Annotated in this window: 13 protein-coding genes; all 13 read right to left on the reverse strand. The window is 40.4% G+C overall.

The features are described 5' to 3' along the window. The 13 genes from fliF to sucC all read right to left on the reverse strand — a co-directional run bounded on the left by fliF (window position 1) and on the right by sucC (window position 13589). Window positions 1–1605 carry a flagellar basal-body MS-ring/collar protein FliF gene (gene fliF, locus NSR00_RS05460; protein WP_340787506.1) on the reverse strand — a complete coding sequence of 535 codons (1605 nt, stop codon included), beginning with the start codon at window positions 1603–1605 and terminating at the stop codon, window positions 1–3. Window positions 1606–1651: 46 nt separating this feature from the next. Continuing rightward, the gene (gene fliE, locus NSR00_RS05465) at window positions 1652–1948 is read right to left on the reverse strand and encodes a flagellar hook-basal body complex protein FliE (protein WP_066246512.1); all 297 of its coding nucleotides are present in this window, start codon (window positions 1946–1948) and stop codon (window positions 1652–1654) included. A 16-nt stretch (window positions 1949–1964) separates the two neighbouring features. Next, the gene (gene flgC / locus NSR00_RS05470) at window positions 1965–2408 is read right to left on the reverse strand and encodes a flagellar basal body rod protein FlgC (RefSeq protein ID WP_066246514.1); all 444 of its coding nucleotides are present in this window, start codon (window positions 2406–2408) and stop codon (window positions 1965–1967) included. Continuing rightward, window positions 2408–2797 carry a flagellar basal body rod protein FlgB gene (gene flgB / locus NSR00_RS05475; RefSeq protein ID WP_063386658.1) on the reverse strand — a complete coding sequence of 130 codons (390 nt, stop codon included), beginning with the start codon at window positions 2795–2797 and terminating at the stop codon, window positions 2408–2410. The genes flgC and flgB overlap by 1 nt, the downstream gene beginning before the upstream one ends. Window positions 2798–3143: 346 nt before the next feature. Further along, window positions 3144–3923 (reverse strand): GTP-sensing pleiotropic transcriptional regulator CodY, encoded by a 780-nt coding sequence (gene codY, locus NSR00_RS05480; RefSeq protein WP_066246516.1) that lies wholly within the window; start codon window positions 3921–3923, stop codon window positions 3144–3146. 32 nt (window positions 3924–3955) lie between these two features. Next, window positions 3956–5359 (reverse strand): HslU--HslV peptidase ATPase subunit, encoded by a 1404-nt coding sequence (hslU, locus tag NSR00_RS05485; protein ID WP_340787511.1) that lies wholly within the window; start codon window positions 5357–5359, stop codon window positions 3956–3958. Between the two features lie 10 nt (window positions 5360–5369). Continuing rightward, complete coding sequence (hslV, locus tag NSR00_RS05490) at window positions 5370–5912, reverse strand: ATP-dependent protease subunit HslV (RefSeq protein WP_082829323.1); 543 nt, start codon at window positions 5910–5912, stop codon at window positions 5370–5372. 14 nt (window positions 5913–5926) lie between these two features. Beyond that, window positions 5927–6838, reverse strand: a complete 912-nt coding sequence (xerC, locus tag NSR00_RS05495) for a tyrosine recombinase XerC (RefSeq protein ID WP_094246052.1) — start codon at window positions 6836–6838, stop codon at window positions 5927–5929. A 63-nt stretch (window positions 6839–6901) separates the two neighbouring features. Beyond that, a complete protein-coding gene (trmFO, locus tag NSR00_RS05500; RefSeq protein WP_340787517.1) occupies window positions 6902–8209 on the reverse strand; it encodes an FADH(2)-oxidizing methylenetetrahydrofolate--tRNA-(uracil(54)-C(5))-methyltransferase TrmFO in 1308 nt (435 codons plus the stop codon). A gap of 117 nt (window positions 8210–8326) precedes the next feature. Then, window positions 8327–10405 (reverse strand): type I DNA topoisomerase, encoded by a 2079-nt coding sequence (gene topA, locus NSR00_RS05505; protein ID WP_340787519.1) that lies wholly within the window; start codon window positions 10403–10405, stop codon window positions 8327–8329. 160 nt (window positions 10406–10565) lie between these two features. Next, complete coding sequence (gene dprA / locus NSR00_RS05510) at window positions 10566–11531, reverse strand: DNA-processing protein DprA (protein WP_340787521.1); 966 nt, start codon at window positions 11529–11531, stop codon at window positions 10566–10568. Beyond that, complete coding sequence (sucD, locus tag NSR00_RS05515; protein ID WP_066246522.1) at window positions 11509–12411, reverse strand: succinate--CoA ligase subunit alpha; 903 nt, start codon at window positions 12409–12411, stop codon at window positions 11509–11511. Before sucD ends, dprA begins: the two co-directional genes overlap by 23 nt. Window positions 12412–12428: 17 nt before the next feature. Beyond that, a complete protein-coding gene (gene sucC / locus NSR00_RS05520) occupies window positions 12429–13589 on the reverse strand; it encodes an ADP-forming succinate--CoA ligase subunit beta (protein WP_063388418.1) in 1161 nt (386 codons plus the stop codon). Window positions 13590–13635 lie beyond the last annotated feature (46 nt).

Below are 13635 nucleotides of genomic sequence, written 5' to 3' on the forward strand. Positions count from 1 at the left end.
CTAGTCTTCATAGAGCCAAGTGCGCAATAGTTTAGCGAATTCGTCAGGCTTCTCTTTGGCAAGCTCCTCAAGCTTTCTGCGCTGCTCATTTGCTTTCGTTTGCTCGACAGATTCTTCTTCTTGCACAGGCTGCGACACCACTTCTTCTATTTCGTCATATTCATCATCTTCATACTCATCTTCTTCGTCTCTCCGTCTTTTCCACCACCATAGGAATAACAAGCCAAGAAGCAGAATGCCTGCTCCAATTAACACATAGCCCCAAATTGGGAATGATGATGGCTCCTTTAAATCATCCGCATTTATTTTGCCTGAAAACGGCTGAACAGAAACTACGATTTTATCCTCAATGTCTTGATCCGTTAACGGCTCGGCCTCCGGATCTTCATTGATGCTTGTCCGAACAATTGTTGATAAAATTTGTTCAATATCATCTACACTCTGCTGCGGCAACGAATTTGGATTTTCCGGATTCGGGGGCTCAACCATGACTTGAATGCCCAGATCTCTAATTTTATATGGACTTTCAACAATTTCCCGTTTGATCCGGTTTACCTCATAATTAATTCGGTCTTCAATTTTTTCATATTCTCCTTCTCCGTTTACACCGGCAGCCTGTTGATATGTATTCGGGACATCTGTTTGACCTGTTCCAGCAACGCCGGCAGCTTGCGCCCCAGTACCTGTGTATGTTTCCGTAATCCGTTCTGCACTGATGGCAATTCCTTCATTGTTCTCCTCATCAACTGGCTCCACTAAGTTTTCTTCCCGCTTTTCCTGGGTAAAATCAATATCAGCTGATACGTTGACAACCACTTTGTCTTGGCCCATCATCGTACCCAGCATTCTTTGCACTTGCCGTTGAATATTTTTTTCAATTTCCGATTTGATTTCAAGCTGGGAAGCAAAATTAGTGCCAGGTGTATCCTCTTGTTTCAAATCATAATAATCAAAATTTTGGTCCATTATAACAATGTTTTCAACAGGTAAATTCGGTACGCTCTTGGAAACAAGGTGATAGAGTGCGTTCACTTGCGATTGGTCAAGCTTGTACCCCGGCTCCAAATTTAAAACAATGGAAGCTGATGCTTCTCCTGCGTCCTCGCCGACGAATACCGTTTCTTTAGGTAAATTGACCATCACTTTAGCGTTTTTTACGCCTTCGATTTCTTTAATTAAATTGGCCAGTTCTGTTTGTGTAGCTTTTAATTTTAATACATCAAATTCATTATCTGTCATGCCAAAACCGATATTTTGTCCAAAATACGAATAATCGATATTTCCGCTTTCAGGAATACCTTCAGCAGCAAGCTCCACTTTCAGTGCATTTGCTTCGCTTTCCGGCACTTTAATAGTTGTTCCGTTATCGGCTATTTCCGATTGAATCCCTTTGTTATCGAGGGTTTCTTTGATTCGGCCAGCTTCTTCCAATGATAAATTCGTATATAGCGGTATCATTTTCGGTTTTGACAAAACTATTGACGAAACGATAATGGCAATGATGATGAGCGATGCGCCTCCGATGATGAGGGCTTTTTGCCATTTTGTCCTTTGCCTCCAAAATGACAAAATTGTATCCTTTATTTGCAGTAGTTTTTGATTCATTCTTTCTAATCCCCCGATAATGACATTCCATTTCTAAATAGACTAATTATATTTGCATTCTCATCACTTCTTGATAAGCTTCAATGACTTTATTCCTGAATTCAACAGTTGCTTCAAGTAAAATGCTCGCTTTTTGTGCTGCGATCATGACATCATGAAGCTCTACATTTTGTCCTGCTGCAAGAGCATTTGTCAGCCGATCGGAATTTAATTGAGCTTCATTGACAGCTTCCAGCGATTTTTTCAACATATCTGAAAAGGATGATTTCCCAGAATTTTCCGCACTTTGTGCTCGGTTTTCGAGCTGGATCGATTGAGTCGGAAAAGAAATTTGCTCAATCATTTACATCACTCCTATTCTATTTCCCTATTTCCAATGCTTTCAGCAGCATGTTTTTCGATGCATTAAAGCTTGTAACATTTGCTTCATATGAGCGCGTGCTGCTGATCAAGTCGACCATTTCTTTTAAAGGATCTACATTTGGCAAAGAAACATAGCCATTTTCGTCTGCATCAGGATGGTCGGGATCATAAACGATTTTAAAAGGCGTCTCGTCCTCAACAATGGCTTGAACTCTCACGCCGTTTCCAACGCCGTTCAGCTCTTGATTCAGAAAAGCTGAGAAAGGTTTTGTATCCTCTGCTGTTACAACCATTTTCCGGCGGTAAGGCTGCCATTGCCCGTCCACATATTCAGCTCTAGTCGTCTCCATGTTTGCCATATTCGATGAAATGACATCCATTCTCAGCCGCTGAGCTGTTAAAGCTGATGCGGAAATGTTCAAAGACTGAAAAATCCCCATTATGTACGACCACCTTTTATTACTGTTTTTAATGAATTAAATTTGCCATTCAATCTGTCAATCAATGCATTGTAGAAAATTTGATTTTCCGCAAGCTTTGCCATTTCTTGATCAATGTCGACATTATTGCCATTATGCTGATAAGCACTGTTTGTTCTCGTTTCCACAATCGATGTGCTTTCGCTGCCCACAAAAGGAAGATGACGCGGATTGGTCCGATATGCATCCAGTTTTATTTGTTGATCCAAAACGTTTTTAAAATTAACTGTTTTCGCTTTATACCCTGGAGTGTCCACATTTGCAATATTATTGGCTATAACTTTTCCGTTTAAGGAAGAAATTCGAATCGCCTGCTCCAAATTGGCTATTGAATTAGAAAATATTTTCATTGTTCCCTCCAAAAGTATGATGATCTTGTATTACAAAAGAAATAAGAAGTAAAAATGTCGAAATTTGCTAATTTATAAATATTATTTTAAAAAAGAAACAGCTTAAAGTCTATGTATAAATTGTAAAAAAACGTCGTACATTGCGATTATTTTTTTTCTAGTTCTAAATGACTATCACTTTTTTAACATTGGAATTTGATTCTGCAGCTTTTTCAGAGGGATAAGTAGGAGGTTAGAACTTATTGAAATTGGACAAATCAGCCGATTTCCAAGAAGAAATTTGTAGAAAGCACTCATAAAAGCTGCTTCAAAAGGTTTGCTAGCAAACCTTTTGAGCAGCTTTCTTTTAATGGTTTTTTAATTTTTCTAGTTCAACTAAAAATTTGTTGTTTAACACTTTAATATATGTGCCTTTCATACCAAGAGAACGAGATTCAATGACACCAGCGCTTTCTAACTTGCGAAGCGCATTGACGATCACAGATCTGGTAATGCCGACGCGGTCAGCAATTTTGCTTGCAACTAGCAATCCCTCTGTGCCGCTTAATTCTTCAAAAATGTGTTCGATTGCTTCGAGTTCGCTGTATGATAAAGAGCTGATTGCCATTTGGACAACCGCTTTGCTTCTCGCTTCCTCTTCAATTTCCTCAGCTTTTTCTCTTAAAATCTCCATTCCAACAACAGTTGCCCCGTATTCAGCCAATATTAGGTCATCATCATTAAATTGGGTTCCCAGTCTAGATAATATAAGGGTTCCTAAGCGGTCTCCGCCTCCGATGATCGGAACAATGGTCGTATATCCGTTTTTAAAGAGCTCGCGGTTCTCAACGGGAAATGCAGTATATTCGCTATATACATCTAAATTTGGTGACGTTTCGGTAATATTAAATAAACTTTTCGTATACTCTTCAGGAAATTTTCTTTCCTCCAGCATTTTTTTCATGCGGTCATTATCTATTTGCTTGTTCAAGCCGAAGCCTAATACTTTTCCTCGGCGGCTGAGCACAAAAATATTTGCTTCAATGACTTCACTTAATGTTTCCGCCATTTCTTTAAAATTAACAGGTTTTCCTGCCGCCTTTTGCAGCATCGCATTAATTTTTCTTGTTTTTTCTAATAACTCCATGATCTCAAATCCTCCTAAAAAATTTCATCTTTTTATAAAATAAATTGACTTAAATCTTTGTTTTGAACAATTTTATTTAATTTTTCTTCCACATAGTTCGGTGTAATCACAACCTTTTCTAAATTTATATCCGGCGCTTCAAACAACAAGTCTTCCAACAGTTTTTCTAAAATGGTATGAAGCCTTCTTGCTCCAATATTATCTGTATCTTGGTTCACTTGGTAAGCAATTTCAGCAATTTTACGAATAGCTTTGTCAGAAAATTCTAATTTTATACCTTCCGTCTCCAATAATGCTTCATATTGTTTTAATAAAGCATTATCCGGTTCAATTAAAATTCGGACAAAATCATCTGCCGTCAGCTTTTTCAATTCCACGCGAATCGGAAAACGTCCTTGCAATTCAGGGATTAAATCCGATGGCTTCGCCATGTGAAAAGCGCCAGCTGCAATAAAGAGTATATGATCGGTTTTTACGGTGCCATATTTTGTTACAACTGCAGATCCTTCCACGATTGGAAGTATATCTCTTTGCACACCTTCGCGGGAAACATCAGCACCAGAACTGTTGTGGCCGTTTTTGGCGATTTTGTCGATTTCATCGATAAAAATGATGCCTGATTGTTCCGCGCGTTCAATGGCAAGCTGTGTCACTTCGTCCATATCAATCAGTTTTGCTGCTTCTTCATTCGTCAAAACCTTTCGGGCGTTTTTCACAGTAAGCTTTCTTTTTTTCTTCCTTTTTGGAAGAAGACTGTTCAAAGCATCCTGCATATTCAAGCCCATCTGCTCCATCCCTGTCCCTTGCAGGAGATCGAACATAGAGGGCTGCTGTTCCTCAATTTCAACCGTAACAAAATGATCTTCCAGTTCGCCTGCTGCTAATTTGCGCGCGATTTCTCTCCGCTTCTCCTTTAGATCCTGTTCATTTTCTCCCTGAGTTTCGAACGAATTTGTTTGTTGATTTCCTCCGAAAAGCATTTCTAAAGGATTTTTGTAAGCAGCCTGTTTTTTCTTACTCGGGACGAGGAGCTCGACCAGCCTGCGATTGGCGTTTTCTTCCGCTTGAGCTCTTACTTCCTGCATTTTTTCTTCCTTCACAAGCCGGACGGAAGTTTCCACTAAATCGCGAACCATCGATTCCACATCTCGCCCGACATACCCTACTTCTGTAAATTTTGTTGCCTCCACCTTTACAAAGGGCGCGCCGACGAGCTTTGCAATTCTCCTAGCAATTTCAGTTTTTCCAACCCCAGTCGGACCAATCATTAAAATGTTTTTCGGAACTACTTCATCGCGAATTTTTTCATCCAATAAGCTTCTTCGGTATCGATTTCTTAACGCAACAGCAACCGCTTTTTTCGCTTCTTCCTGACCGACTATGTATTGGTCTAATCGTTCAACAATTTGTTTCGGAGATAATTGCATTTTTTTCATTCGCTCCTTTCTAAAGTTCCTCAACGATAATGTTATTGTTCGTAAAAACGCAAATATTTGCTGCTATTTCTAGAGCGGATTTAGCGATTTCTTTGGCAGACATTTGTTCACCGGCATATTGTTTCAATGCACGGCCTGCAGCAAGGGCATAATTTCCCCCTGAGCCGATAGCTAAAATGCCATCATCCGGTTCGATTACTTCACCCGTCCCAGAAAGGAGCAGAAGCTTTTGGGCATCCATCACAATTAACATTGCTTCTAATTGTCTTAATACTTTGTCGCTTCGCCACTCTTTTGCCATTTCCACAGCTGCTCTTGCCAAATTGCCGTTATACTCTTCCAAGCTGCCTTCAAACTTTTCAAACAGCGTAAACGCATCAGCAACAGATCCCGCAAATCCAGCAAGCACTTTTCCATTATAAATTTTTCGGACCTTTCGTGCTGTATGCTTCATCACAACTTGATTGCCAAGTGTTACTTGTCCATCACCTGCCATCGCGCATTGTCCTTTATGGCGAATGGCAAAAATCGTTGTCGCATGAAATGTTGACAATTGCAAGCCTCCCTTTAAGAATCTTTTGCCCGTGGATGGTAGGCCATATAAACATTTTTCAAATGGTCTTTTGACACATGGGTATAAATTTGCGTTGATGATAAATGAACATGGCCCAAAAGTTCTTGAACACTTCTTAAGTCAGCTCCAGCATTTAAGAGGTGAGTCGCAAAAGTATGCCTAAACATATGCGGATGAAGATGCAGATTTTTTGCTGAAGCATCTATCAGCTGTTTTAAGATATACCGAACTCCCCTTGCTGTTAAAGGCTTTCCCCGATGGTTTACAAACAAAAAGCGATGATCCTGTCCGGACTGATTTTTCATCAGCTTGCTTCTGCCATCATGGATATATCGTTCCGCTGCCTGACGTGCATAGCTTCCGAAAGGCACATAGCGCTGTTTGTTTCCTTTTCCATTTACTAAAATGGTCTCAATGGAAAAATCCAGGTCTTCAAGGCGAATTTGGCATAATTCGCTTACACGGATTCCCGTTCCATATAAAAATTCCAAAATCAATTGATTCCGCTGCCCGAGCGGATCATTCAGGTCGGAAATGGAAAACAGCATTTCCAGCTCCTCATCAAATAAAAATCTAGGGATCGCTTTTTTTTGCTTCGGAAGTGACACTAAAGAAAAAGGATTATCCGTTACATATTTTTCCCGCAAAAGAAAATGATAAAAAGTTCTAATGCTTGAAATTTTACGGGAAATGGATGTTTTGGAATACTTTTTGCTTAAATCCGTCAAAAAAATACGTATATCTGAATATTGAACGTCATCCAGCCTTTCTAACCCTTCTTTTTCCATAAAAGAAAAAAAATCATTCAAGTCATGCAGATAATTCACAATTGTATATTGTGAATAATTTTTTTCAATTTGTAAATATTCAATGAATAAATTTAAAAAATTCTTAACATTTTCCACTATTAGCACCTCACAAAGGGCTACTAAATCGTATCACATTTGCAGTAGCCCTTTCAATCCATTTTATAATTTTTTCGAAATTTTTTGAATAGTTTGAAGTGCTCTTTTTGCCAATTGTTCATTTCTTTCTTTTTTCACTTTAATGTGGGTGTTAAGCGGTTTAAAAAGACCAAAATTCGCATTCATCGGCTGAAAATTATTCGGATCTGCCGTTGTAATATACTTTGCCATGCTTCCCATTGCTGTTTCATCAGGAAATTCAATCAATTCCTTTCCCAAAACGAGGCATGCCGCATTAATGCCTGCTATTAATCCGGAAGCAGCTGACTCAACATAGCCTTCTACGCCAGTCATTTGTCCGGCGAAAAACAAATCCTCGCGCCCTTTATATTGATAAGTTGGTCTAAGCAGTTTCGGGGAATTGATAAACGTATTTCGATGCATCACTCCATATCTGACAATTTCCGCCTTTTCAAGCCCCGGAATCATCTGAATGATTTCCTTTTGCGGACCCCATTTTAGATGAGTTTGGAAGCCGACGATATTATACAAAGTCCCTGCCGCATTATCCTGCCGCAGCTGGACGACGGCAAAAGGACGCTTTCCTGTTTCGGGATGCTCCAAGCCGACAGGCTTCATCGGTCCGAAAAGAAGCGTTTTCTTTCCTCTCTTTGCCATGACTTCAATCGGCATGCATCCTTCAAAAAAGATTTCTTTCTCAAATTCTTTTAGAGGAACAGTTTCCGCGCTGATTAATGCCTCATAAAAGCGGTCGAACTCTTCCTCTGTCATCGGACAGTTTAAATATGCAGCCTCACCTTTGTCGTATCTTGATTTCAAATATACTTTTTCCATATCAATGCTGTCTTTTTCAATTATCGGTGCGGCTGCGTCGTAAAAATATAAATATTCCTCGCCAGTAAGCTTTTTTAATGCTTCCGATAATGCTTCTGAAGTTAAAGGTCCTGTCGCTATTACCGTCGGCCCTTCTGGAATGTCCGTCACTTCTTCGTGAAAGACGGTAATATTGGGATGTTCTTTCACCCGTTTAGTGACGATATCCGCAAATTCGTGGCGATCAACGGCAAGTGCACCCCCAGCCGGAACGGAACATTGATCAGCAGCCGAAATAATTACGGAGTCACACATTCTCATTTCTTCTTTCAATACTCCGACTGCATTTGTCAAAGAATTGGCTCTCAACGAATTAGAGCAGACCAGTTCAGCAAATTTATCCGTATGATGGGCTGGAGTTTGCTTTTTTGGACGCATTTCGTACAAGCGAACTTGAATGCCTCTTTTGGCAATTTGCCATGCCGCTTCGCTTCCAGCTAGCCCAGCACCGATAACGTTGACAACTTGATTGTTCATTTTAGCACTCCTCCGTTTTTTAAAAGCTCTCTTCTTGTTGTGTTTTCGTGAAAAGCTGCCGAAATATCTCCATGAAGAAGGTGAGCTTTACATTGCTCACCAAAGAGAAGATATTTGTTAACGTTGCGGTTCTTCTTTATAGTCACAAGAAGAACATTGCACTTGAACACCTTTTTTCAAACGTTTTTCTACCAAAATTTCTCCACATTTCGGACATTTTCTTTCAACCGGCTTTTCCCAAGAAATAAAATCGCACTCTGGGTAACGGTCACATCCATAAAATACGCGGCGTCTCTTCGACTTTCTCTCCACAATATTTCCCTCATGGCATTTCGGACACTTCAAACCGATTTCTTTTAAAATCGGTTTTGTATTACGGCAGTCTGGAAAATTGGAGCAAGCCAAAAATTTTCCGTACCTTCCCATTTTGTAAACCATTTCGCTTCCGCATTTTTCACACTTTACACCGGCATATTCATCTTTTATTTCTACCTTTTCCATTTCATTTTCGGCTTTTTTAACATTCTTTGAAAAATCATGATAAAATTCATCAATAATTTTTACCCAATTTACTTTTCCTTCTTCAATATCATCTAAATCATGCTCCATTTTCGCAGTAAATTCCACATCCAAAATTTCAGGGAAAAATTCCATCATCAGCTCGTGGACAATTTGGCCAAGTTCTGTTGGGACAAATCGTTTGTTTTCAAGCGCAACATACCCTCTTCTTTGAATGGTATCGAGCGTCGGTGCATATGTAGAAGGACGTCCTATGCCTAATTCCTCCAGCGTTTTGACAAGCCTCGCTTCCGTATACCTTGGAGGCGGCTGTGTAAAGTGCTGCTCCGGTTTTAAATCTTTTGAAAAGATTTTATCCCCTTCCTGAAGATCAGGCAAAAGACGATTGCTTTTATCTTCTTCTTGATCGTCCGTCCCTTCTACATATACTTTCATAAAACCATGGAATTTGATTTTTGAACCGTTTGCACGGAACATAACACCATTGTTCTCCAAATCAACGCTCATCGTATCCATGACAGCCGGCGACATTTGGCTCGCGATAAATCGTTCCCAAATCAGTTTGTATAATTTATATTGGTCTTTTGTTAAAAAGTCTTTTATTCCATCCGGATTTCGAAAAGCGCTGGTCGGCCGTATCGCTTCGTGAGCATCCTGAACATTGCCTGATTTCTGACTTCCTCTCGTTTTTGCTTGCGCATATTCACTGCCAAACATCTTTTCAATATAACTGATTGCCTCCGATTTCGCTGTGTCTGAAATTCGCGTGGAATCGGTACGCATATAAGTAATCAATCCGACAGTGCCTTCCTTGCCGAGGTCAATTCCTTCATACAGCTGTTGTGCTACCATCATCGTTTTCTTCGCACGGAAATTGAGTTTCCTTGCAGCTTCCTGCTGTAAAGAGGAAGTTGTAAATGGAGGTGCAGGATTTCTTCTCCGTTCTTTTTTTGTTACTTTCGTTACGGTAAACTCATTTCCAATAACTTTTTGGAGCACCTGTTTTACATCTTCTTCGGTTTTCAAATCCTTTTTTTTACCTTCAACACCCCAAAAAGCAGCTTCAAACGACTCCGTTCCTTTAAGAAAGTCTCCTTTAATCGTCCAATATTCCTCAGGCTTGAAATGTTTAATTTCATTTTCACGATCAATAATTAAACGGACAGCAACAGATTGAACTCTCCCGGCACTTAAACCCTTCTTTACCTTTTTCCAAAGGATCGGGCTGATATTGTAGCCGACCAGCCTGTCTAATACCCTTCTTGCCTGCTGGGCATCAACTAAATCCATGTTAATAGCTCTTGGCGATTTAAAAGAATCTTTGATCGCATCTTTTGTAATTTCATTAAACACAACGCGGCAATCGGATTGGATATCAATATCTAAGCTTTGCGCTAAATGCCACGCAATCGCCTCTCCCTCTCTGTCCGGGTCGGCTGCAAGAAAAACTTTTTTCGCCTTTTTGGCAGCGTTCTTGAGCTCTTTCAGAACCGGCCCTTTCCCTCTTATCGTGATGTATTTTGGTTGAAAATTGTGTTCTATGTCAACTCCCATTTGACTTTTAGGCAAGTCCCGAACATGGCCCATTGAAGCCTTCACGGTATATTTTTTTCCTAAATACTTTTCAATTGTTTTCGCCTTTGCTGGCGACTCCACAATGACTAAGTAGTCCGACATTCATTTTTCCTCCTTAAGAGGTTTTCTCTCTTTTTTTGCATCAGTTTATGAAAATGATTGTTGATCATTCAACTGTTAAAATAATCTTCACTATTATTAAATATTCCAATGCATTTTGTCAAACAGTATTCATCAGCTTCCGCCTTTAGACGCAAAAAAATTATTTTTCTTCATACATCGGCTTTAATTCTTCTATAATCTCATCAGGTGACAGGGCAAGCGCTGCCCCTTCCTTTAACAATTGTATATTCCCTTGAAATAATGGATCAAATAATGGCACCGGGGGTGAAAAAACGATTCTCCCTTGTTCCAAAGCATGCTGGGCAGTGATAAGAGAACCGCTTCGTTTGGAAGCTTGAGCAACAAAGGTTCCTAAGCTTAATCCGCTAATAATTCTATTTCGCATTGGAAACATCCATTTTTCCGGTCTTTTATATGGAGGATGCTCAGAGAGGAGAAGATGCTCCTTTTGGATGATTTTAGCCAGCTCCATGTTTTCCTTCGGATAAATATGATCAAATCCGCCAGCGATTACGGCAATTGTTTTCGAATTCTCCTCAATGGCCGTCCAATGGGCTTTCGCATCAATACCGAGGGCAAGCCCGCTGATTATCGTAAATTTTTGCTTCGCCAAATGCGTAACAAAATATTGAACAAGGTCGCAGCCATATTTCGATGCATGACGGGTTCCGACAACGCTTAAATTTCGGATATTTTTTAATAGACTAATATCCCCTTGGCAAAATAAAACGGGAGGCGGATCAAAAATATGCTTTAAATACGTTGGATAATGGGAATCAATGATCGTAATCAGGTGGATATTCCTGTTTTTATAATAGTTTAGCAGGCTCTCCGTTGAAATGGATTGGTAATCTTCTATAAACGTTGAATAGTTTTTAGGAGGAATAAACAGACGGGTGGCTAATGTTTGAGGCGTTAGATGCAGAGCTTCTTCATACATGCCTTCCTGTTCAAAAAGCTGAACGATTCTTCTCTTTGCCGCACCTTGGCAATGAGCGAGTTTTATTAATAAATTTCTAGGATTAATAGCCCTCACCTCAATTCTATAAAGAAGGAATAGCCTTGTGGCTACTCCTTTTGTTTTAATGAGTTTTGCATTTTTCATATAAACCTTTTTCTTTTAAAACTGAGATTAACGTCTCACCAATAACGGAAGGAGTATCTGCGACTTTAATACCACATTCATTCATTTTCTTAATTTTTTCCGCTGCTGTTCCTTTACCTCCGGAAATAATTGCGCCCGCATGTCCCATGCGTTTTCCTGGAGGTGCTGTTTGTCCGCCGATAAATCCTACGACTGGTTTTGTCATGTTTGCTTTAATCCATTCAGCTGCTTCTTCTTCCGCTGTACCCCCGATTTCACCAATCATAATGACGGCATATGTTTCCGGATCTTCGTTAAATGCTTTTAGCACGTCAATGAAGTTTGTGCCGTTTACAGGGTCCCCGCCAATTCCAACAGCCGTTGACTGACCAATGCCTGCTTGCGAAAGCTGATGAACCGCTTCATATGTCAAAGTTCCTGAACGGGAAACGACTCCGACATGTCCCTTAGTGTGGATATATCCAGGCATAATGCCGATTTTACATTCGCCAGGTGTGATGACTCCCGGGCAGTTCGGTCCGATTAATCGAGTTTTCTTTCCTTCCATGTATCTTTTTACTTTGACCATGTCTAAAACCGGGATATGTTCTGTAATACAGATGACTAGGTCAAGCTCCGCATCAACCGCTTCCATAATGGCATCCGCTGCAAAAGGAGCTGGGACATAAATAACGGAAGCATTGGCACCGGTTTGTTTCACCGCTTCTTCAACCGTGTTGAAAACCGGAACTCCTTCGACTTCCTGACCGCCTTTGCCTGGGGATGTCCCGCCGACAATCTTCGTTCCGTATTCAAGCATTTGTTTCGTATGGAATAATGCAGTAGATCCAGTAATCCCCTGAACGATTACTTTTGTATCTTTATTAATAAATACGCTCATTCTTCTCCCTCGCTTTCCTATTTCACTAATGAAACGATTTTTTGCGCCCCGTCTGCCATAGACTCTGCAGATGTAATATTTAGGCCTGACTCTTCTAGTATTTTTTTACCAAGCTCAACATTCGTTCCCTCAAGACGAACGACTAGCGGGATCGTCAAGCCAACTTGTTTTGTCGCTTCAACGACACCTTGTGCGATGACATCGCATTTCATAATGCCTCCAAAGATATTGACGAAAATCCCTTTTACGTTTTCATCCGACAAAATAATTTTAAACGCTTCCGTAACCTTTTCTGCCGTTGCGCCGCCGCCGACATCTAGGAAGTTTGCTGGTTCACCGCCGTAATATTTAATAATATCCATCGTTGCCATGGCAAGACCTGCTCCGTTTACCATGCACCCGATATTGCCATCAAGAGCTATGTAGCTTAAATCATATTTTGAAGCTTCAATTTCTTTCGGATTTTCCTCATCTAAATCACGATATTCCAACACATCTTTTTGACGGTATAATGCATTGGAGTCAAAGTTTAGTTTGGCATCCAAAGCCATAACCTTTCCGTCGCCTGTAACGACAAGCGGGTTAATTTCCGCAATGGAGCAATCCTTTTCGACAAATACTTGATAAAGTCCCAACATAAATTTAACAGCTTGTCCGACTAATTCTTTCGGAATGTTAATGTTAAATGCGATTCGGCGAGCTTGGAAAGGTTGAAGTCCTACTGCCGGATCAATATATTCTTTGAAGATTTTTTCCGGTGTTTTCGCTGCCACTTCTTCAATTTCGGTGCCGCCTTCTTCAGACGCCATCAAAACAACGCGGGAGGTTGCGCGATCAACAACAAAACCAACATAATATTCTTTTTTAATGTCACAGCCTTCTTCAATTAAAAGACGTTTGACTTCTTTTCCTTCTGGTCCTGTTTGATGTGTAACGAGCGTTTTTCCTAACAATTCACTAGCATACTCGCGAACCTCTTCTAAACTTTTCGCTACTTTTACTCCGCCAGCTTTCCCGCGGCCGCCAGCATGAATTTGCGCTTTGACTACCACTACGTCAGTACCCAGCTCTTTTGCAGCTTCAACCGCTTCCTCAACGGAAAACGCAACTTTGCCGTTCGGTACCGTGACGCCGTATTTTCTGAGGATTTCTTTCCCCTGGTACTCATGGATATTCATATCCCATCCTCCTAACTTATGTATCTTAGCCTTTTCGAGGCAATTT

It is taken from the genome of Aeribacillus sp. FSL K6-8394 (assembly GCF_038008865.1).
Lineage (GTDB): Bacteria > Bacillota > Bacilli > Bacillales > Aeribacillaceae > Aeribacillus > Aeribacillus composti.